The organism is Pseudomonas sp. C11 (assembly GCF_034683865.1).
GTDB lineage: Bacteria > Pseudomonadota > Gammaproteobacteria > Pseudomonadales > Pseudomonadaceae > Aquipseudomonas.
This window is the reverse complement of sequence record NZ_JAWIIP010000007.1, coordinates 1-19,321: the sequence shown is the minus strand read 5'-3', so window position 1 is coordinate 19,321 and position 19,321 is coordinate 1. Positions and strand designations below refer to the sequence as shown.

The window sequence follows — 19,321 nt, the reverse complement described above, 5'->3', positions numbered from 1 at the left end:
GAAACACCATGAAAACCATGACTCATGCCTGGTTAACCCATCTTGGCGAGCAGGCAGAACATGAGCGTTTGCAGCATCTTGATCTTCTGGTCGATGTCAGCAATCTGGACTATCCGCTGCTTGCGCACCTCGATGAATCAGATCAGCGCCCAGATGTCGCCAAGTTGCTTGACGGTACGCCGGAGGAAGCTATTGCAGCCAAGGGGCCTCTGCTGATTCGCGTGAGCCTCGACCAACTTGAACATCAGGCTTGGTTAGACGGGCTGCTCGCCAGCAAGAATGCCCATCAGCATCTTCTGGCGTTGCTCAGCCCTTGGCCTTTCACGCAACTGGCCAGTCATCTGAGGCACTGCACCCAGGCCGAGTGGAACGACGGAAGGGGCAGCGGTCTGCTGCGTTTTTATGACCCGCGTATGCTGGTGCCCACTAGCGAAGCCCTAGATCCACATCAGATATGGTTCCATGCCCCGATCATCGCCTGGCACTGGCGGGATCGTGATCGGCAGCCACGTAGTTTGCCTGGCAATCTTATGCGTCCAGCGGAATTACCTTCACCGCTACCGGTCTTGCAACTGACGCGAGCACAGATGGCCAGCCTGCTGGCCTGGAGTGCTGCCGAGGACTATCGGCGCAGTTGGGGTGTGCAGCCTCAGGACTATGGTATGGCCCAGCAGGAACCCTTGATGCGCCACCTGATGCATGGGCAATTGGCGGCTAACCGCGAGGGGCTATATGACCTCGATCAGCGTGACACTTTCATCCGTGCCTGGTTGGCCAAGAATTCTCCTGTTGCGCCGCCTGAAGAGACTGCTGAGGTGTGGGCATGACTCCCAGGGCCTTGGCCTGTCTTCTGGTGGTTCTATCGCTGAGTGGCTGTCTGGCCAAGGAGTCCGAGATGCTCGGTGCTCCGGTGGAGGGCTATAACCATACCTCCGCTGCCATCAACCGTTTCACTGTCAACGGCGCTGGAGGCCCTAACCTAGGCCCTTATGCTGGCGGGGGCGGGCAGGTTTGTTGTGGCTCTGTGCCGCGCCATTGGCGACCAGGGCTTAGAGCCATTGTGGAGTGGGAAAAAGATCCTGATCCTCGTCCAGCAATTCCGCTTAAGCGAAATAAATATGGGACTCTTGATCCTGAGGACTACAAGAAACACGCAGCCAATTACACCCGCCACCGGGTAGTGGTGGAGATACCTCAATACCAAGAAGCCGGAACCTTGAAAGTGCACTTTTTGCCCTGCGATCAGGTGAGAGTATCGGCGGACAATATTTTTTATGGGGTTGCCGGCTACCCCTATAACTTTCCCCGCAAGATGGAGGATACGGAATGTCCCACTCCTTGAGCCCTTGGTTAGCTCGCAATCTGATAGGTCGATACCTATTCGCGGGTTTATCACTGGTGCTATTACTGGTCAGCGGTTGCATGGCCAAGGAGCCCGAAATGCTCGGTGCTCCGGTGGAGGGCTATAACCATACCTCCGCTGCCATCAACCGTTTCACTGTCAACGGCGCTGGAGGTCCGAATATTGGCCCATATCAGGGCGGTGGAAAGCAAGTTTGCTGTGGAGTGCTTCCTCGCCATTGGCGACCAGGGCTTAGAGCCATTGTAGAGTGGGAAAAAGATCCTGACCCAAGGGCTTATGTGAATTGGCCGCCATTGGGTACCGATGCTTACAGAGAGGCATATAAGAAACACGCAGCCAATTACACCCGCCACCGTGTAGTGGTGGAGATACCTCAATACCAAGAAGCCGGAACCTTGAAAGTGCACTTTTTGCCCTGCGATCAGGTGAGAGTTTCGGCGGACAATATTTTTTATGGGGTTTCCGGCTACCCCTATAACTTTCCCCGCAAGATGGAGGATACGGAATGTCCCAAACCTTGAGCCCACCACCTGCCATTGTGTTGATTGCACGTCCTTTCGAACGTACGGGTTTGCCAATCGATTCATCAGAGGTCGCTAGAAATATCCGTAGCCAGAATCGTGATGAGAAGAAGGCCTGGGGTAAGACAGTTGACGCTGCAGCTAAACAAGGGGACGAAGCCCCCGAACCTTGCTGCAAGACGCTGCATATTAGCCTTTGCTTCGATGGCACCAATAATCACGAGCCTTCGGACTCCATTGCCGACCCGATATGCACGAGTAATGTGGCGCGCTTATTTCACGCTAGCTTAGGTCAGGTGCCAGAGGCGATGGCGCAAGGTTTTTTTGCCTACTACAGCCCCGGCGTGGGCACTGTTTTCGAGGAAATCAAAGAGTATCTGCCTAGCCAGACTGGCCTGATCGGGGCGAGTGGTGGTGAAGACCGAATCAATTGGGGGCTTACGCGCTTAATCGCGGCGCTCAAGGAAACCCTCAAGGAGGCAGGGCAGGAGCCGCTTTCGATTGCACAGACCCAAGCCTTGGTCGAGGCCATGGCCACCAACTGGACTGCTTCCGTATTGAGCGGAGGCATATTGGAAAATGGCGCCCGCAAGCGCAAGGCAGCGATGCAACCTTATGAGGATGAACTAGCCAATTTGCTGGAGCAGCGGAGAAACAGTGGTGAAAAACCGGAAATCCTCGCCTTGCGCCTCTATGTCTACGGCTTTTCCCGTGGGGCGGCCCAGGCCCGCGCTTTCGCTAACTGGTTGATGGAGCTGACGCGCCAGCAAAACGGCGAGACCAGCGAATACCGGTTCGCCGGATTGCCCATCTCCATCGAGTTCCTCGGCCTGTTCGATACCGTGGCCGCAGTGGGCCTGGCTGACAGTGTGCCTTTCGCTGCTGGTCATATGGATTGGGCCAGTGGCACCATGCGCTTGCCGGACGAAACCCCGGCGCAGGCCTGCATGCCAACTGAGCTGCCTGAAGATTGCCTCTTTCTCAAGCGCTGCGTGCATCTGGTTTCCGCCCATGAGCAACGTGCCAGCTTCCCGCTGGACTCCATTCGCCGCCGAGAGAAAAAAGCCGATGGGACACGTGATGATTCAAGCTCCTCCACCTATCGCAAGGACACCTGGGAATACGTCTATCCGGGTATGCACTCCGATGTGGGTGGCGGCTATCCCCCTGGCGATCAGGGCAAGGCCCGTGGTGGCCTGGGTGAGTTGCTGTCGCAGATTCCTTTGCACCATATGTACCGCTCAGCCTTTGCGGCAGGCGCACCATTGCAAGTACCTGCGGACATTCCTGAAGTGATAGAAGATTGGCGGAAGATGGATGGTAAGACACGGGACGAATTCGACTTCACCCCACAACTTGTCTCCCGCTTCAACGCCTGGCAAAAACAGGCCAAGGCCGGCCCTCTCGAGGCGGTGATCGAGCGTGAACAGGCCCTGATCACGGCCTGGCGTATCGACCGCTATGCCGGTGGCATCGACAAGCAGGGCTTTTACAGCCATGTGAAGGGTCAGGACATGACCGAGGAGCAGCAGGACGCTCTGAAACGCCTGCATGCCCAGAAGCTGGCGGAAAATTCCGCAGCGGCTCAAGGCAAGGAACCGCCGGTGCTCAGTGCGAAAGAGCAGCAACAACGCGCGGCCGATCTCGAGTTGGTTGGCGGAAGCGAGGCTTATGCGCGCATCAATACCAGCAAGACATTCGAGCCAGCGTTGGATGACCGACAACTACGCCGTGCCGCCGCCGAGTTCAAGCGTGATTACGAGCGTAGCTGGGGTGTAGACGAAGACACCTTCAGTCTCGGTGGCATCATCAACATGCTGCTGGGTGGCACCGTCTACCTGATCAACGAAGAAGACGAGGCTCAGGAGTACGCTGAGCTTTACCAGAATGGCACGCAGCGCCATGGCCAGCTGTTTGCCAGGTCGGGGGGCATTGCGAGTGGGCAACAGGACTTGGTCGCGCTTTTCGATGATCACGTACACGATTCTCGGGCCTGGTTCACCAACTCTTCTGGTCTTGGCGAGCGCGAGCCTTTCACCGATTATTTCCGTTACCGCCTAGTACATTTCGACAATGAATCGAACAAGAGCCTGTCGGTACTGGCCAATGCGGGCCGCGTGGTTGGAATGGGTATCGCCTTGGCCAGTATCGGGCTCTCGATCAAGAAGCGTAATCCACGCTACTTGCTCGGTCTTTTCTTGCCCTCGTTGGCGACGCCTGTACTGACGGGCAGGCCGGGACTACCGGCTTTCCCGGAAATCAGCGCCTTCGATCCTTTGACCGGTATCGCATTGCCGATGATGGAGGGTATGGAAGCCGTACGAGCCTTTACTCAAAAACCTGGTGACGTGGTGGCCATGCTTAATACCATGCCGTTGCCCGTACCGCTTACCGAGCAAACTGCTACTACACCCGAGCTGCAAGCAGTCTTTAAAGCCGCTGAAACGGCGAAGGCTATCAAGGCGGCCAATGACTCTGGTGATATGAGCGGCTTGCTGGGGCAGGCGATGGATATGGTGGGCAAGAGCGATCCCAAGCCGTGGCTGCAATCTCCCGGTTGGCTGGATCAGGCCAAAGGCATGGCCAAGGATTTCACTGGTTAGGAGTAAAGGGCAGCAGCGCAAACCTGCGCTGCTGCCCCTTCCGGTTTACGGCTCTACCGCCTCCAGCGCACTCTTCAGCGCCCCCGCCTCCTTGAACTCCTTCTGCTCCGCCAACTTCCCATCCTCCAACTGCAACCACAGCACTTCGCCCTCGCCAGCCTGATAACGCGGGGCGATGCGGGCGTCGCGGTCGAGGAGGATGCGGTAGTTGTAGTCGCGCATCTTCGGCAGGGCGAAGAGGGTGGCGATGACGCTGGGCATGCGGCTGATGTCGGCGAGGAACACCGCCTGACGCTCGTCCAGGTAGCCCTTGGGTTTGCCTTCCAGTGCAGCGTTGACCAGCTTGGCGCCGTCCATGTCACGGGCGACCAGCAGGATCTGGGTTTTATCGTTGAGGGTGTAGGGGGCGTCGAACTGATCCAGCAGCGTCCAGGGCGCCAGGCGGTCGCCTGGCTCCAGGGCCAGTGCAGCGGTGGACAGCAGGCACAGCAACATCAAGAAAACAGCTTTCATGCTGGAACTCCTAGGCTTTGTACGAAGAGTGTCTGCACTCGGTGATGCTTCGTTAAAAACGGGCTGGAACGCCAGCCCGGTCGAATGTTCATTTACAGCTCGTAAACTCGAATGCGAGCCCAGTCCGTTCCTCACCTGTTTTTGCGGGGCCGCCATCGGTATCGCCTGACCTTCGCTCGACGACTTTTCGTTCAGAGCCGCGCAGGGATGGCAGGGATCAAAGGTCTTCGTCGGTTACCAGGCGTACTTCGCTGGCATCCAGGGCATAGGCAGCGTCGGCCAGGTCATTGCTGATCTTTTCCACCTTGAGTTTGCCGCTGACCCAGATGGGCGCGTAGATGTCGTCAAGCGCGATGCCCTTGGGGTAGCGCACCAGTACCAGTTGGTTGGGCGGCGGTGGCGGCACGTGGATGCAGGCACCGGGGTAGGGCACGAGGAAGAACAGGGTGCTTTTGCCTTTGGCGTCGTTCTCCAGCGGTACCGGGTAGCCGCCCAGGCGGATGGCTTTGCCATTCAGCGCGGCGACGGTCTTGGCCGAGTACATCACGGCAGGCAGGTTCTTGTCCTGCTGGCGCAGGCCGCCCTTGCCGTAGAAGGTGCTGTCGCCTTCGGGGCTGTCGTGGCTGATGTCGGGCATTTCCTCGAGGGCCTTGCGGTCGTCGGGGGGCATGAGGTCGAGCCAGTCGGTTTCCGGCAGTTCGGCGTGGGCCAGGCCGGAGAGCAGCAGCAGAGCGAACAGCAGGTGGCGCATGGTGTGGGGATCTCGTGGCGGCGGTAAGCGAGAGCCGGCATACCGGCTCTCGCGCAGGAGGGCGCTTAGCCCTTCTTGATCGCGCCATAGATTACCAGCAGAACGATGGCGCCGATCACCGCGCCGATAAAACCGGCTGCCTGCCCGGCTTGGTAGATGCCCAGTGCCTGGCCACCATAGGTGGCGGCGATGGAGCCGCCGATGCCGAGCAGGATGGTCATGATCCAGCCCATGCTGTCGTCGCCAGGTTTGAGCAGGCGTGCGAGCAGCCCGACAATCAGGCCGATGAAAAGGGTGCCGATGATGCCCATGAAATTGTTCCCCGCAAGTGATGGCCGCATCTGCGGCCGGCGCTGCATCGGACACGCCATATGCCTCAAGGGTTCGCGGCGTCCGGTGCGGCTACGCCATGGCGGCGGTAGATCAGGGCGACTTCGCCGTTCTCGCGCATTTGCTCGAGTTCCTTCGCCAGGCGGTCATAGAGGGCCTGGTGACCGCCCCGGTAGCGTTTGAGCGAGGCGCCGAAATGGTTGCCGAGCACCTGCCGATGGACGTAGTGGGCGTAGACGAAGTCCCGAAAGTCGAGCGCCGCGAACTGCGCTTCCATCGGCTGCTGGTCGAGTATGGCAATGGTGTCGAGGCGACCGGCGCGGAACATCGCGGCCAGTTGTGCGTCATCGCTGGCATAGACGCGATTGAGCTTGCGGTCGCTGTCGAAGGGCTCGAAGTAGGCCGTGCCTCGCTTGACGCCGACGGCCAGTCGATAGAGATCCTCGTAACGGCCGAGGTCGGTTTCATGACCGGGGTGGACGGCAAAATGGATATCCAGCGCCTGATTGCCGATGCTGGGGAGAAAGTGCACGTAGGCCTGGCGCTCTTCGGTCATGAGCACTCTGGGCACCAGATCGATACGGCCCGAACGCAGGTCGGCGAGGCTGCGCAGGAAGGGCGCTTCGCGCCACAACAGGCGAACGCCGAGGCGTTGTGCCGCCGTTTCCAGTACGACGACCAGCGGCCCGCCTGGCGCCCCATCGACGCGGTACATCTCCGGCGGGCGCTCGCGGAAATCCACCCGGAGCGTTTCCTGCGCGAGTGCAGGCAACGCCAGGGTGAGCAGAAGGAGGCAGAAAAGATGCTTCATCGGTCGGGCTCTTGGATGCTGGCCGTCATCCAAGAGCGTAGCTGAGCGGTGGAGGGTCAGCGTTTGCCGATCAAGGTTTCGACTTCAGCGATGCGCGCTTTCAGGGTGGCGAGATCGGCGCTGCGCAGGGTGGCGTGGCCGACCTTGCGGCCGGCCTTGAAGGCCTTGCCGTAGTGGTGCAGATGGCAGTCGGCGATGCTGATCACCTTGTCCACCGGCGGCACTTCACCGATGAAGTTGAGCATGGCGCTCTCGCCCAGCTTGGCGGTGGAACCCAACGGCAAGCCGGCGACGGCGCGCAGGTGGTTCTCGAACTGGCTGCACTCGGCGCCCTCAATGGTCCAGTGCCCGGAGTTGTGTACGCGCGGGGCGATCTCGTTGGCCTTGAGGCCGCCGTCCACCTCGAAGAATTCGAAGGCCAGCACGCCGACGTAGTCGAGCTTGTCCAGCACGCGGCCGACGTAATCCTCGGCCAGCGCCTGCAGCGGGTGCTCGGTGCTGGCGATGGACAGGGCAAGGATGCCGCTGTCATGGGTGTTGTGCACCAGCGGGTAGAAGCGGGTTTCGCCATCGCGGGCGCGCACGGCGATCAGCGACACCTCGCCGGTGAAGGGCACGAAGCCCTCGAGGATGCAAGGCACGCTGCCCAGCTCGGCGAAGGCGCCGGTGACGTCTTCCGGCTTGCGCAGGACTTTCTGGCCCTTGCCGTCGTAGCCCAGGGTGCGGGTCTTCATCACCGCCGGCAGGCCGATGCTGGCCACCGCGGCGTCGAGGTCGGCCTGCGACTGGATATCGGCGAACTCGGGGGTGGGGATGCCCAGCTCGCGGAACATGGACTTCTCGAACCAGCGATCACGGGCGATACGCAGCGCTTCTGCGCTCGGGTAGACCGGTACGAACTGCGAGAGGAAAGCGACGGTTTCCGCCGGTACGCTCTCGAACTCGAAGGTCACCAGATCGACCTCGTCGGCCAACTGGCGCAGGTGATCCTGATCACCATAGTCCGCGCGGATATGCTCGCCGAGCGCCTGGGCGCAGGCGTCTGGCGCCGGGTCGAGGAAAGCGAAATGCATGCCCAGCGGAGTACCCGCCAGGGCCATCATGCGGCCCAACTGGCCGCCACCGATCACACCGATTTTCATCGAATCAGGCCTCGCGCGGGTCCGGGTTGTTCAGCACGGTCTCGGTCTGTTCCTCGCGGAACTGCTTCAGCGCCGCGTGGAACTGCGGGTGCTGGTGGCCAAGGATGCTGGCAGCCAGCAGGGCCGCGTTGACCGCGCCGGCCTTGCCGATGGCCAGGGTGGCGACCGGAACGCCAGCCGGCATCTGCACGATCGACAGCAGCGAGTCGACGCCCGAGAGCATGGACGACTGCACCGGCACGCCGAGCACCGGCAGGTGGGTCTTGGCCGCGCACATGCCCGGCAGGTGGGCGGCGCCACCGGCACCGGCGATGATCACCTGGATGCCACGGGCTTCGGCTTCTTCGGCGTACTGGAACAGCAGATCCGGGGTGCGGTGGGCGGAAACCACCTTGACCTCGTGGGGGATGCCCAGCTTGTCCAGCATCTCGGCGGTGTGGCTAAGGGTGGACCAATCGGACTTGGAGCCCATGATCACGCCAACCAGTGCGCTCATCGTCGTGCCTCTTTTCTCGGGCGCCTCACGGCGCGTCATAAGTGTGCCCCGCAGGGCGCGTCAAAAACCAACAAGCCACGCGGGCAGGCCAGCGTGGCTTGTGAATGTTCGGGTGGCCGGGCGCTGCCGGCCGAAGGCCGCGCAGTATAACGCAAAGCCACGGCTGGCGGGCACTGCACGCGACCGTTTGTCATGCCACCGGCCGGCTGGGCGAAAACTGCCGCAAACCTTGCTCTGGAGCAATGTCGGCGAGCGCCAGGCGCGCACACTGGTTTTCCACTCGCATGGAAGAGGAACCGCGCATGAACCAGACCATGAAAGCTGCAGTTGTCCACGCCTTCGGGCAGCCGCTGCGGATCGAGGAGGTGAAAACCCCGCTGCCTGGCCCTGGGCAGATTCTGGTGAAGATTGAGGCGTCAGGCGTATGCCATACCGACCTGCACGCTGCCGAGGGCGACTGGCCGGTGAAGCCGAGCCTACCGTTCATTCCCGGCCACGAGGGCGTTGGCTACGTGGCGGCGGTCGGCAGTGGCGTGACCCGGGTGAAGGAAGGCGACCGTGTCGGCGTGCCCTGGCTGTACACCGCCTGTGGCTGCTGCGAGCACTGCCTGACCGGCTGGGAGACGCTCTGCGAAAGCCAGCAGAACACCGGCTACTCGATCAACGGTGGTTACGCCGAATACGTGCTGGCTGATCCGAACTACGTCGGCATACTGCCGAAATCCGTCGATTTTCTGGAAATCGCCCCGATCCTTTGCGCTGGCGTGACGGTGTACAAGGGCCTCAAGGAAACCCAGGCGCGCCCCGGTCAGTGGGTGGCGATCTCCGGCATCGGCGGCCTCGGTCACGTGGCCGTGCAGTACGCCCGCGCCATGGGCCTGCACGTGATCGCGGTGGATGTCGACGACGCCAAGCTGGATCTGGCGCGCAAGCTCGGCGCCAGCCTGACCATCAACGCGCGCAAGGAGAACCCGGCCGAGGTGGTGCAGCGCGATATCGGCGGCGCCCATGGCGTGCTGGTCACCGCAGTGTCCAACGCCGCCTTTGGCCAGGCCATCGGCATGGCACGTCGACGCGGCACGGTGGCGCTGGTTGGCCTACCGCCGGGTGACTTCCCGACGCCAATCTTCGACGTGGTGCTCAAGGCCATCCACATCACCGGCTCCATCGTCGGCACCCGCGCCGATCTGCAGGAGGCGCTGGACTTCGCGGGCGAGGGCCTGGTCAAGGCCACGGTGCACAGCGACAGCTTGGACAACATCAACGGCATCTTCGATCAGATGCGCGGTGGGCAGATCGAGGGGCGAGTGGTGTTGCAGTTTTAAGGAGTGAAGCGCCACGGATAGGCAATTTTCCTACAGGGCGGACGCGGAAGGGCGCACAGATTGCTGCTGGACGGCTGGCTATACTGTGCGCCCTTCATCCGTACAAGGACGTGCCCAATGAAACGTTGCCTTCCGTTCTTCGCCCTTTCCCTGCTGTCCCTCCAGGTCTCGGCCATCGAGCTGGCCAAACACCCGCAAGTATTCGATGCCGGCCAGGGCGTCAGCCTGGCAATCGCGCCTTCGGCTGATGGCAAGCAGGCGCTGGTGCAGGTGCGTGGCGTCAATCACCCGCTCGACGAGGTGGTCTTTCTCACCGATATCCACGAGCTGGGTAACGAGCAACGCGACTATGGCATTCGCCTCGATGGCCGCGACTACAACCTGCTGAACAAACGCCGTGCCTGGAGCGGTGAGAGCTACCAGCTCAATCTGCCCAATACTCAGGGCTTCGAACTCAGCTACGACGAAGACAAGACCAAGGCGCTCAAGCCTGCCGATCTGCTCGCAGTGTATGAAAAGCAGGAGAAGGATGGTGTACAGGCCCGTCTCGCCGCCTTCGACCGCAAGAAGCGCGTGGCCGACTACAGCGCCAGCCTGCAGGAAATGGACAGCGAAGCCAGCAAGGTCTGCGGCACCCCGCTGGCGACCCAGGTGGACTGGAGCGCCATCAGCGATGAACAACTGATCGGCCTCAGCGTGCCGAGCTTCTGCGGCGAGGTGGTCAACCAGATGGCCTACCTGTGCGGCAAGGACGACCGCTACAAGGCCCAGGCCAAGACCCTCAAGGGCGTCGACTGCCGCTTCGGCGAAGGCCTGAAGCTGAACGAAAAAGACGGCCGCTTGCAGTTCACCACCCACCCAGATGAAGCCAACCAGGGCGACTTCATCAACGCCATCCTGCGTAACCGCTGACCTGCGTTGGCGGGCTGCGGCCCGCCACCTGCGGCATATTTCTTGCGTTCTTTTCCGCGTCTGTACACACGGAACGCATCATGCTGCACGCCTCGCTGACCACCCTGCACGTGGTTTCCCTGATCCTGCAACGCTTCGCTGACCATCCCGAGCTGCGCCCGCAATTGCTGGCTGGGAGCGGGATTGGTGCGGCTGACCTAGACAATGCCGATGCGCGCATCACTCGGGTGCAGGAGCTGCAGGTATGTGCCAATGCCCTGGCCCTGCGTGCCGACCTGGGCCTCGAGTTGGGGCGCAGCTTGCATGTTTCCTCTTATGGGCTGTTGGGTTACGCCGCACTCTCGGCTGCCACCTTTGGTGACGCCTGGCGCCTGCTGTTGCAGTACCCGGCGTTGCTCGGCACCTATTTCCGTCTCGATCTGCAGGTGGAAGGCGAGTTGGCCTGGATCTGCGCCAGCGGCTACCGCGATGCCGAGGCCTTGGAAGTATTCAACGTGGAGATGTGCCTGGCTTCGCTGAAGCTGATCGGCGACGAACTGCTGCGCCAGCCGATGCCACTGGAGGGTGCCGAGTTCACCTATGCCCAGCCGCGCTATATGAAGCGCTATGCAAAGAGTTTTCCCTGCCCGTTGCGCTTCGAGGCGCAGCGCAATGCTTTCGCCTTTCCCGCCGCACTGTTGGAGCGTCGCCTGCCACTGGCCGACAGCGTCACCCATGGCGACATGGTCGAGCGCTGCCGGCGCCTGAACGCTGAATTCAGCAGCCGCCAGGCCTGGCTGGAGCGCGTGCGCCAGTTGCTCGCCGCACAACTGGCTGAGCCGCCGGGGCTGGAGAACCTGGCGCAGCAGATGCACTGCTCGCCGCGCACCCTGCGCCGTCACCTGCAGGAGCTGGGCACCAGCTACCAGGGCCTGCTCGACGAGCTGCGCTTCGAGCGCGCCAAGGCGCTGCTCAGCGAGGAGCAATGGCCGGTATATCGCATCGCCGAGGTGCTCGGCTTCAGCGAGACCGCCAGCTTCCGCCATGCCTTCCAGCGTTGGAGCGGTGTGCCGCCGAGTCGCTTTCGCGCCTGAGACGAGCAACGACATTCGCGGCTGAAGCGGCATGCCGCCCAGCCGCTCCTACAAAAGCAGCAGTTCACACTCCCCGTGGGAGCTGCTTCAGCCGCGATAAAAGTTCGCCGCTAAAGCGCCTCCCACGGGTGCGCTCATTCCTCTGCTTGCACGTTGCGATACATCTGCTGCGCGTAGCCCGGATGTAATCCGGGAATATCTGGCACTTCTTCCCCGGATTGCATCCGGGCTACAGGTGATCACCGTGGGAGCGGCTTCAGCCGCGATAAAGGCTCGCCGCTAAAGCGCCTCCCACAGGTGACGCTCACTCCTCTGCTTGCACGTTACGGTACATCTGCAACCGCGCCGCCTCGTGCAGGCCGCGGCTCAGCGCCAGCAGGCGCTGGAATTCTTGCGGATGCTGCTCGGCGACGTTGTCGCGCGGTGTCGGCGAGTGCAGGTCGTGCAGGGTCGGCGAGCTGCCGTCGTGCTGCATCTGCACGAGGAAATCACGGGTCACCGCACCGATCACCGGGAAGGTGCCTTCCTGCAGCACCAGCGGCACCACGCGCTCGCCTTCCGGCGCTGGCAGTTGCAGGTCGCGACCGAGGCCGCCGTTGTCGAAGGGCACGCCGACCAGCCCGGCCACCGTCGGCAGCAGGTCGGCCAGGCCCACGGCTGCGTCGAACTCGCGCGGCGCTAGCCATTTCGGCGCGTGAATCAGCAGCGGCACGTTGTTGCTCTCCAGCCCCAGTTGCTCGAAGGCTGGCGCCATGTGCGGGATCTGGCTGATGCGGGTGTTGTGGTCGCCGAAGAAGACGAAAATGGTGTCGTCGTAGAAGCCCTGCTCCTTGGCCAGCTCCATCAGGCGGCCGATATTGAAGTCCAGCAGGCGCACGGCGTTGTACTGCTCAACGCTGCGCGAGCCGGCCTGCTGCACCTGTTCCAGCGGCAGGTCGAGCGCCTCGAAGCCGTCGTTGTCCTTGGGGATGGTGAAGGGGCGGTGGTTGCCAGAGGTTTGCAGGTAGGCGAAGAACGGCTTGTCCTTCGGCAGGGCGCCGAGAATCTGCGAACTCTCCTTGAAGAAATCCAGGTCGGAGATACCCCACACGTCCACCTGTGGCGACTGCCAGTGGCGTTCCTCATAGAGCTGCACGCCATCGATGCTCTGGCGGATCAGCGCATTGATGTTGGCCCAGCCGGCGTTGCCGCCGATCATGTAGAACTTCTCATAGCCGTCGAGCGCGTTGATCAGCGTGCGCTGGCGAGCGATCAGCGGGTTGCGCGTCGCCGTCTCCTGTCTCGATACGTCAGGGATGCCGGTGATGCTCGCCCACACCGTCTTGGCGGTGCCGGTGACCGGCACGTAGAAGTGGCGGAAGAACCAGCTTTGCTGGGCCAGACGATCCAGGTTCGGCGTCGGGTTCAGCGGGTTGCCGTAGGCACCCACGGCACTGGTGCCGAGGGATTCGAGCATGACGAAGATCACGTTGGGCTGGCGCTCGGCCTGGATGCGGTGGGGCTGCAGCGGCTGCTGGCGGAAGAAGTTCAGCCCCTGCGCATCACGCTCGCTGACGCCCAGGTAATCGGCCACCACCTGGTAATGCTCGCGCGTTGCGGCCTCGTCGAAGGCGGCGGGTTCGAGCTTGAGGGTGTCGAAGAGAAACAGCGCCGGGTTGAGGCCGAGCGCGCCGATCTGGCTGTTGCCGCTGTAGAAGGCATCGCTCCAGCGCAGCGGCACCGGGTTCTCCAGATTCAGCGCGCTGGCGCGGCCGAGCAGGCCGAAGAACACCAGTACGCTCACCACTGCCGCACCGCCAAGGGCCGGCAGCACACCAACCTTGTCGCTGGCAGGGCGATCCAGGGTGGCGCGCTCCAGGCGCAGAAGCGCCCACGCCCACAGTGCCACACCGGCCAGCCAGGCCAAGGTTATCCACAGCACCGGGTAGGTCTGCCAGAGCATGCCGGCGGAAATCTGCGCATCACCGGCAAAGCGCAGCACCGTGGCGTTGAGGCGCACGCCCAGGTAGGCGTAGTGGCCGAAGTCGATGATGTAGAGCAGGCCCAGCGCGGCCACGGCCAACACCAGGTAACCCCGCAGCAGCCAGCGCACGGCGCGAAAACGCGCCAGGCGCAGCTTGGGCAGCGCCAGCAGGAGGCCCACCGGCAACATCAGCAGCAGGGCCAGGCGCAGGTCGAAACGCAGGCCGATGCCTAGGGTGCGCAGCACGTCCGGGTCGCCGATGCTGTCGACGGCGGAGAAGCCCAGCAGAAACAGCCCGCGCAGGGCCGCGAAGAGCACGAACAGCAGCGCCGTCAGGCCTGCCAGGTAATGCAGGCGGCGGGATTTCAGCCAGCTCATGCGAGGTTCCTTGTTCGAGTCGAGAGTCGAATCAGCAGCCAGCGTCCGCCTGCGATCAGCAGGGCGCCGAGGCTATAGAGGGCCAGGTAGGGGTCGATCAAGTAGTCCCAGTAGTTTTCCGAGGCGCCCAGGCGCAGGGCGAAGGCCAGGGTCGCGAGCACCAGCGCCAGGGCGCCGAGCCAGCTGCGCTGGATGATCAGCACCGCGCACAGCAGGCCCAGCACCAGCAACATCGGCCGCGGTTCGAAGCCGAGCTGGTAGGGGTCGGCATAGCTCAGGCCCAGCGCCGCCGGGTAGAGCAGCACGGCCAGGCCGGCGAACAGCGCCAGGCTGGCCAGGCGATCACCGGCGCTGGCAGGTGGCAGGCCGAAGCTGCTCAAGGTCGCCCAGCCCAGTAGCACCAGGCTGGCCACCGACAGGTCGCCGCTATAGGTGCGCAGCTGCAGCGCCAGGCTGATGCCCTGCACCGGTACCAGGCTGAGCAGCAGGCTGCCTGCCAGCAGGATGCCGCGTTGGGTCGTATTGCGCGTCAGTCGCGTGAGGATCAGGAAAACCACCAGGGCGAAGGCCAGGTGCGGCAGCCAGAAGTCAGTCATGCGGGCGGCGCTCCGATAGCCAGGCCTCGTTGAAGGCCAGGTGCTTGATGAACATGTCGTTCCACGAATAGACGAGGTGGTAGGTGCCCTCGCGGTCGCTGGTGAAGTAGGGGTACTCGTAGTCGAAGGTGCAGCCGTCGGCGCTGCACATGCGCGCGCTTACCTGTTCGAGAAAGCGCGTCTGCTGCTCGGGCTTGCCGCCGCTGGCGCGGTATTTCGCGCTGACCACGGCGGGGAATTCATCGCGTGGAATCGGCTCGCCCCAGGGGTTGGGCGTCTCGTCCAGCTCGCCCAGGGTGCGCCAGTTGCCCAGCTTGGCGTCGGTTGCATAGAGCGTCAGACGGAAACGGCCGTCTTCCAGGTCATTCATCGCCACCAGCAGGCTGCCGTCGGGGCGACCGACCGCCGCCAGGGACGAGTTGGGGTTGCTCGGCTCCAGCGGCGCTGGCCGGCTCCAGCTACGCCCGGCGTCTTCGCTGTAGCTGGCCAGCACGCGGTGATGTTCCTCACCGGCGTAGCGCAGCAGGGCGACGGCACGGCGCTCGTCCAGCGCCACGACGGTCGGTTGCAGGGAATAGCGGCCCTTGCCGATACGGTACTTGCCCAGCACCTCGCCGTTCGCGCTCAGGTGCAGGTACTCGGGAAACTTGCCGAGGAACTCGTGGTACACCGGCAGGCCGATGCTGCCATCGGCATGGAACACCGGCGCGGCGCGCACCAGGGTGCTGATATTGAGGAAGGGGCTGGTGACCAGCTGGCGTGGCGCCGACCAGGTTTCCCCGAGGTCGTCGGAGACCATGGCGTTGACCGCGCTGCCGGCCCAGCCGCCCAGCGATACCGAGACGTAGAACAGCCACAGGCGATTGTCCGGCGCCAGGCTGATCACCGGGTTGCCGAGCTTGCGGATGTGCTTGCCGACCGCGCGCTGGGTAGCCTCACGGGTGGCCAGCACACGCTCGGCGCTCCACTGGCCGCTGGCGGCATCGAAGCGCGCAGCGCGAATCTGTACGTCGGCGGCGCCTTCACGGGTGCCGGCGAACCAGGCAGCCATCAGGTCGCCGCCGGGCAGGCCGGTTATGGAGGCGGAGTGAACGAAATCCTCCAGGTCAGAGGAGGCGAAGTGTGCGGCCAGGGCCGGTGTCGCATCGGCCGCGGGTGGCGTCGACTGGCTGGCGAAGGGTGCCAGCGCATGGGGCGCGGCGCCGAGCCAGGCGCAGGCGAACACCGTGGCCGCACCCAGCAGCAGGGCGCAGGTATTGAAGGTCGGGGTCATGGTCGGTGGCTCAGGGATGGCTGGGCTTTCGCAGGCTGGAGCTGGCCACTTCCGCCACCGGGCGGGCGTCGACCGGGTCGTAGTAGACCTCCAGCTTATGACCGTCACGGTCGAAGCCATAGATCTCGTAGCAGTGGCCGGGGGTGATGCGGAACTTGGTGATCTGCACGCCCTGGCGCTTCATCTGCTCGCGGAACTGCGATTCGGGCATCCAGGCACTGCGATCAGGGCGGGCGCAGTCTGTGTCGGCCAGTAGCGGCGTGGCGCCGAGCAGCAGCAGGCCGCCCAGAGCGGTGCGGGCGAAAAGGGGCATGGCGGGGCTCTCGTCACGAGGCGCCGGCCGCCAGGGCCGGCGCCGGGCTGTGATCAGTCTTCGATCTCGGTCTTCACGGCCTTGCCGCTGACCGGGTCGTGGTAGATCTCCACCTTGCGGCCTTCCTTGTCGAAGCCGTAGATCTCGTAGCAGTTGCCGTCAGTGACCTTGAACTTGTTGATCTTGTAGCCATCGGCCACCAACTTGGCCTGGAACTGCTCGGGGTCTTGCCAGGTGGCGCGGTCGGCGCTGGTGCATTCGGTCTTGGCGAAGGCCGGCGCGGCGCAAGCGAGCAGGGCGGAAACGAGCAGTAGACGGCGCATGGTGAGGCTCCAGGTAAGGTTCGGAGCCGTCACCTTCGACGCGCTGGCTTAACGAAAACTTAAGGCTCACACCCCGTTACATCTTGCCGGCGAGCATCCGGGTGGCAGCGCAATTTGGCCATTTCGATCCCCTTTTGGCCGTTGCAAGCGTTCTCCCACAAGGCGAGGCGAGCGAACAATGCAGGCACAACAACGAGCCTGGAGCGCTTTGCATGCTCACCTACTACAGCGACGACCACCACCTGCATCACGGCAAATGCGAGCTGATCGACGGGCAACTGATGCCCTGCTTCGAGAAGCCGCAGCGCGCCGACCATATCCTCGCCCGTGTGAACAATCGCCAGCTCGGCGAGGTTCGCGCACCCAAGGACTTTGGCCTGGCGCCCATCGAGCGCATTCACAGCAAGGCCTATCTGGAGTTTTTCCAGGGTGCCTGGGCGCGCTGGCAGGAGCAGGGTGGCAAGGGCGACCTGCTGCCCTTCACCTGGCCGGCGCGCACGCTGCGGCGGATGATCCCCAATGACCTGCATGGTCAGCTCGGCTACTACAGCTTCGACGGCGGCGCGCCGATCACCGCCGGTACCTGGCAGGCCGCCTACAGCGCCGCGCAGGTGGCGCTCAGCGCCCAGCAGGAGATCGCCAACGGTGCCCACAGCGCCTTCGCCCTGTGCCGTCCGCCAGGCCACCACGCCGCAGGCGACGTGATGGGCGGCTACTGCTACCTGAACAACGCTGCCATCGCCGCTCAGGCCTTCCTCGACCAGGGCCGCAAGAAAGTCGCCATCCTCGATGTCGACTACCACCACGGCAACGGTACTCAGGACATCTTCTACCAGCGCAGCGACGTGCTGTTCGCCTCGATCCACGGCGACCCGGCCGAGGAGTTCCCGTTCTTCCTCGGCTATGCCGACGAACTGGGCGAGGGCGCCGGCGAGGGCTACAACTTCAATTACCCGTTGCCCATGGGCAGCTCCTGGGAAACCTGGAGCGCAGCGCTGGAGCAGGCCTGCCAGCGCATCGCCGAGTACGGCGCGGAAGTCGTGGTGGTATCGCTGGGCGTGGACACCTACATGGAAGACCCGATTTCGCAGTTCAAGCTCGACAGCCCGGACTACCTGGCCATGGGCCGGCGCATCGCTGCACTGGGCCTGCCGACGCTGTTCATCATGGAAGGCGGCTACGCGGTGGAGGCCATCGGCGTCAACGCGGTCAACGTACTGGAAGGGTTCGAAGGCGCCTGAGAGGCGCCTCTTCAGCAATCAGAAATCTGCCAAACAAGAGCAATATTTCAGGGGTGCTAGAACGATGAAAGCCATCAAACAGATGCTCGGCGCTGCCCTGTGCGGCGCCACCCTGCTCAGCGGTGCGGTACAGGCCAAGGAGCTGCGCGTGTACAACTGGGCGGACTACATCCTGCCGTCCGTGCCCAAGGACTTCCAGAAAGAGTCCGGTATCCAGATCACCTGGGACACCTTCGAGACCAACGAGGCGCTGGAGGCCAAGCTGCTCACTGGCAACTCCGGCTATGACCTGGTGATCCCGTCCAACCAGTTCCTCGAAACCCAGATCAAGGCCGGCGTGTTCGCCAAGCTGGACAAGTCGAAGATCCCCAACTGGAAGAACCTCGACCCGGCGCTGCTCAAGCTGCTGGAGAAGAACGATCCGGGCAACCAGTACGGAGTGCCCTACATGTACGGCACCGTGCTGATCGGCTACAACCCGGACAAGGTCAAGGCCGCGCTCGGTGACGATGCGCCGGTCAACAGCTGGGATCTGGTGTTCAAGCCCGAGTACATGGAGAAGCTGAAATCCTGCGGTGTGGCCATGCTCGACTCGCCCACCGAGATCATCCCCATCGCCCTGCACTACCTGGGCCTCGACCCGAACAGCACCAACCCGGCCGACTATGACAAGGTCACCGAGCTGCTGCTGAAAGTGCGTCCGTACGTGGCCTACTTCCACTCCGCCAAGTACATGACCGATATCGCCAACGGCGACATCTGTGTGGCCATTGGCTATTCGGGCAGCTTCTACCAGTTCGCCAACCGCGCCAAGGAAGCCGGCAACGGCGTGACGATCAACTGGCGTCTGCCGAAAGAAGGTGCGCCGATCTGGTTCGATACCTGGGCCATCCCCAAGAGCGCGCAGAACGTCGACGAAGCCCATGCCTTCATCAACCACCTGCTCGAACCCAAGGTGATCGCGCCGATCAGCGATTTCCTCGGCTACCCCAACCCCAACGTGCCGGGCATGAAACTGGTGGGCAAGGACATTGCCGACGATCATGACCTGACGCCGACGCCGGAGCTGCAGAAGTCGCTGTACGTGGTGCAGCCGCTGCCGCAGAAGATCGAGCGGGTAAGGACGCGGGCGTGGACTTCGATCAAGTCGGGTAAGTGAGCTGTCCTGACACCGGACTGGCAATTCGGGATTGGTTGTTCAGGGCTCAGTTCCGAATTGCCGCGTTTTTGTTGATGTCTCTGGTTTCGCCCTCCCGGGCGAGTGACTTTTGTCTTGGCAAAAGTAACCAAAACCGTCCGCCCGTTCATCCGGCCCTGGCTGCGCCAGGGTTCGCTCACTCCATCGCCGTTCCAGAGGCCCGCCGCGAAGGGCCATCCCTGGCCCATCGCGGCTC

General features: G+C 63.0%; 20 protein-coding genes. 9 read left to right on the top strand and 11 right to left on the bottom strand.

Annotated features, from left to right (window positions below; all coding sequences use genetic code 11):
- Positions 1 to 8 precede the first annotated feature (8 nt).
- The 4 genes from VC352_RS12535 (at position 9) to VC352_RS12520 (ending at position 4,487) form a co-directional block, all read left to right on the top strand.
- Entirely contained in the window at positions 9 to 827 is an 819-nt protein-coding gene (locus VC352_RS12535) for a DUF4123 domain-containing protein (protein WP_322979890.1), read from the top strand.
- Positions 824 to 1,342 (top strand): DUF3304 domain-containing protein, encoded by a 519-nt coding sequence (locus VC352_RS12530; RefSeq protein ID WP_416340161.1) that lies wholly within the window; start codon positions 824 to 826, stop codon positions 1,340 to 1,342. Before VC352_RS12535 ends, VC352_RS12530 begins: the two co-directional genes overlap by 4 nt.
- 98 nt (positions 1,343 to 1,440) lie before the next feature.
- The gene (locus VC352_RS12525; RefSeq protein WP_416340160.1) at positions 1,441 to 1,884 is read left to right on the top strand and encodes a DUF3304 domain-containing protein; all 444 of its coding nucleotides are present in this window, start codon (positions 1,441 to 1,443) and stop codon (positions 1,882 to 1,884) included.
- A complete protein-coding gene (locus tag VC352_RS12520; protein WP_322979888.1) occupies positions 1,869 to 4,487 on the top strand; it encodes a DUF2235 domain-containing protein in 2,619 nt (872 codons plus the stop codon). The genes VC352_RS12525 and VC352_RS12520 overlap by 16 nt, the downstream gene beginning before the upstream one ends.
- Before the next feature lie 45 nt (positions 4,488 to 4,532).
- Here VC352_RS12520 and VC352_RS12515 read toward each other — a convergent pair whose 3' ends face one another.
- From VC352_RS12515 to purE, 6 genes are all read right to left on the bottom strand, one after another.
- A complete protein-coding gene (locus VC352_RS12515) occupies positions 4,533 to 5,000 on the bottom strand; it encodes an FAD/FMN-containing dehydrogenase (RefSeq protein ID WP_322979887.1) in 468 nt (155 codons plus the stop codon).
- Positions 5,001 to 5,217: 217 nt separating this feature from the next.
- Positions 5,218 to 5,751, bottom strand: coding sequence for a DUF3299 domain-containing protein (locus VC352_RS12510; protein WP_322979886.1), 534 nt, complete (start codon positions 5,749 to 5,751; stop codon positions 5,218 to 5,220).
- Positions 5,752 to 5,816: 65 nt separating this feature from the next.
- Positions 5,817 to 6,062, bottom strand: a complete 246-nt coding sequence (locus tag VC352_RS12505; protein ID WP_322979885.1) for a GlsB/YeaQ/YmgE family stress response membrane protein — start codon at positions 6,060 to 6,062, stop codon at positions 5,817 to 5,819.
- A 65-nt stretch (positions 6,063 to 6,127) separates the two neighbouring features.
- A complete protein-coding gene (locus tag VC352_RS12500; protein ID WP_322979884.1) occupies positions 6,128 to 6,892 on the bottom strand; it encodes a substrate-binding periplasmic protein in 765 nt (254 codons plus the stop codon).
- 56 nt (positions 6,893 to 6,948) lie between these two features.
- On the bottom strand, positions 6,949 to 8,034 hold the full coding sequence (locus tag VC352_RS12495; RefSeq protein ID WP_322979883.1) for a 5-(carboxyamino)imidazole ribonucleotide synthase: 1,086 nt from the start codon (positions 8,032 to 8,034) through the stop codon (positions 6,949 to 6,951).
- A 4-nt stretch (positions 8,035 to 8,038) separates the two neighbouring features.
- Positions 8,039 to 8,530, bottom strand: a complete 492-nt coding sequence (gene purE / locus VC352_RS12490; protein ID WP_179623333.1) for a 5-(carboxyamino)imidazole ribonucleotide mutase — start codon at positions 8,528 to 8,530, stop codon at positions 8,039 to 8,041.
- Positions 8,531 to 8,832: 302 nt separating this feature from the next.
- Between purE and adhP the strand changes: the two genes are divergently transcribed.
- The 3 genes from adhP (at position 8,833) to VC352_RS12475 (ending at position 11,840) form a co-directional block, all read left to right on the top strand.
- Positions 8,833 to 9,855: an alcohol dehydrogenase AdhP gene (gene adhP / locus VC352_RS12485; protein ID WP_322979882.1), complete on the top strand. Its 1,023-nt coding sequence runs from the start codon at positions 8,833 to 8,835 to the stop codon at positions 9,853 to 9,855.
- 117 nt (positions 9,856 to 9,972) lie between these two features.
- Positions 9,973 to 10,767 (top strand): hypothetical protein, encoded by a 795-nt coding sequence (locus tag VC352_RS12480; protein WP_322979881.1) that lies wholly within the window; start codon positions 9,973 to 9,975, stop codon positions 10,765 to 10,767.
- 80 nt (positions 10,768 to 10,847) lie between these two features.
- Positions 10,848 to 11,840: an AraC family transcriptional regulator gene (locus tag VC352_RS12475; protein WP_322979880.1), complete on the top strand. Its 993-nt coding sequence runs from the start codon at positions 10,848 to 10,850 to the stop codon at positions 11,838 to 11,840.
- Positions 11,841 to 12,144: 304 nt separating this feature from the next.
- Here the strand turns inward: VC352_RS12475 and VC352_RS12470 are convergent, their stop codons facing one another.
- The 5 genes from VC352_RS12470 to VC352_RS12450 are packed head-to-tail and all read right to left on the bottom strand — an operon-like array spanning position 12,145 to position 16,686.
- Positions 12,145 to 14,181, bottom strand: coding sequence for an LTA synthase family protein (locus tag VC352_RS12470; RefSeq protein WP_322979879.1), 2,037 nt, complete (start codon positions 14,179 to 14,181; stop codon positions 12,145 to 12,147).
- Complete coding sequence (locus tag VC352_RS12465) at positions 14,178 to 14,777, bottom strand: hypothetical protein (RefSeq protein ID WP_322979878.1); 600 nt, start codon at positions 14,775 to 14,777, stop codon at positions 14,178 to 14,180. The genes VC352_RS12470 and VC352_RS12465 overlap by 4 nt, the downstream gene beginning before the upstream one ends.
- On the bottom strand, positions 14,770 to 16,050 hold the full coding sequence (locus VC352_RS12460) for a sialidase family protein (protein WP_322979877.1): 1,281 nt from the start codon (positions 16,048 to 16,050) through the stop codon (positions 14,770 to 14,772). Before VC352_RS12460 ends, VC352_RS12465 begins: the two co-directional genes overlap by 8 nt.
- Before the next feature lie 10 nt (positions 16,051 to 16,060).
- Positions 16,061 to 16,363: a PepSY domain-containing protein gene (locus tag VC352_RS12455; RefSeq protein ID WP_322979876.1), complete on the bottom strand. Its 303-nt coding sequence runs from the start codon at positions 16,361 to 16,363 to the stop codon at positions 16,061 to 16,063.
- Between the two features lie 53 nt (positions 16,364 to 16,416).
- Entirely contained in the window at positions 16,417 to 16,686 is a 270-nt protein-coding gene (locus tag VC352_RS12450; protein WP_322979875.1) for a PepSY domain-containing protein, read from the bottom strand.
- Positions 16,687 to 16,898: 212 nt separating this feature from the next.
- Here VC352_RS12450 and VC352_RS12445 point away from each other — a divergent pair, with 212 nt between their 5' ends.
- Together VC352_RS12445 and VC352_RS12440 are read left to right on the top strand one after the other, a co-directional pair.
- The gene (locus VC352_RS12445) at positions 16,899 to 17,927 is read left to right on the top strand and encodes a histone deacetylase family protein (RefSeq protein WP_322979874.1); all 1,029 of its coding nucleotides are present in this window, start codon (positions 16,899 to 16,901) and stop codon (positions 17,925 to 17,927) included.
- Between the two features lie 64 nt (positions 17,928 to 17,991).
- Entirely contained in the window at positions 17,992 to 19,086 is a 1,095-nt protein-coding gene (locus VC352_RS12440) for a polyamine ABC transporter substrate-binding protein (RefSeq protein ID WP_322979873.1), read from the top strand.
- The last annotated feature ends 235 nt before the right edge of the window (positions 19,087 to 19,321 follow it).

Coding starts and splice junctions, on each gene's coding strand:
- VC352_RS12535 (WP_322979890.1), top strand. CDS start 9: ATGAAAACCATGACTCATGCCTGGTTAACCCATCTTGGCGAGCAGGCA.
- VC352_RS12530 (WP_416340161.1), top strand. CDS start 824: ATGACTCCCAGGGCCTTGGCCTGTCTTCTGGTGGTTCTATCGCTGAGT.
- VC352_RS12525 (WP_416340160.1), top strand. CDS start 1,441: ATGCTCGGTGCTCCGGTGGAGGGCTATAACCATACCTCCGCTGCCATC.
- VC352_RS12520 (WP_322979888.1), top strand. CDS start 1,869: ATGTCCCAAACCTTGAGCCCACCACCTGCCATTGTGTTGATTGCACGT.
- VC352_RS12515 (WP_322979887.1), bottom strand. CDS start 5,000: ATGAAAGCTGTTTTCTTGATGTTGCTGTGCCTGCTGTCCACCGCTGCA.
- VC352_RS12510 (WP_322979886.1), bottom strand. CDS start 5,751: ATGCGCCACCTGCTGTTCGCTCTGCTGCTGCTCTCCGGCCTGGCCCAC.
- VC352_RS12505 (WP_322979885.1), bottom strand. CDS start 6,062: ATGGGCATCATCGGCACCCTTTTCATCGGCCTGATTGTCGGGCTGCTC.
- VC352_RS12500 (WP_322979884.1), bottom strand. CDS start 6,892: ATGAAGCATCTTTTCTGCCTCCTTCTGCTCACCCTGGCGTTGCCTGCA.
- VC352_RS12495 (WP_322979883.1), bottom strand. CDS start 8,034: ATGAAAATCGGTGTGATCGGTGGCGGCCAGTTGGGCCGCATGATGGCC.
- purE (WP_179623333.1), bottom strand. CDS start 8,530: ATGAGCGCACTGGTTGGCGTGATCATGGGCTCCAAGTCCGATTGGTCC.
- adhP (WP_322979882.1), top strand. CDS start 8,833: ATGAACCAGACCATGAAAGCTGCAGTTGTCCACGCCTTCGGGCAGCCG.
- VC352_RS12480 (WP_322979881.1), top strand. CDS start 9,973: ATGAAACGTTGCCTTCCGTTCTTCGCCCTTTCCCTGCTGTCCCTCCAG.
- VC352_RS12475 (WP_322979880.1), top strand. CDS start 10,848: ATGCTGCACGCCTCGCTGACCACCCTGCACGTGGTTTCCCTGATCCTG.
- VC352_RS12470 (WP_322979879.1), bottom strand. CDS start 14,181: ATGAGCTGGCTGAAATCCCGCCGCCTGCATTACCTGGCAGGCCTGACG.
- VC352_RS12465 (WP_322979878.1), bottom strand. CDS start 14,777: ATGACTGACTTCTGGCTGCCGCACCTGGCCTTCGCCCTGGTGGTTTTC.
- VC352_RS12460 (WP_322979877.1), bottom strand. CDS start 16,050: ATGACCCCGACCTTCAATACCTGCGCCCTGCTGCTGGGTGCGGCCACG.
- VC352_RS12455 (WP_322979876.1), bottom strand. CDS start 16,363: ATGCCCCTTTTCGCCCGCACCGCTCTGGGCGGCCTGCTGCTGCTCGGC.
- VC352_RS12450 (WP_322979875.1), bottom strand. CDS start 16,686: ATGCGCCGTCTACTGCTCGTTTCCGCCCTGCTCGCTTGCGCCGCGCCG.
- VC352_RS12445 (WP_322979874.1), top strand. CDS start 16,899: ATGCTCACCTACTACAGCGACGACCACCACCTGCATCACGGCAAATGC.
- VC352_RS12440 (WP_322979873.1), top strand. CDS start 17,992: ATGAAAGCCATCAAACAGATGCTCGGCGCTGCCCTGTGCGGCGCCACC.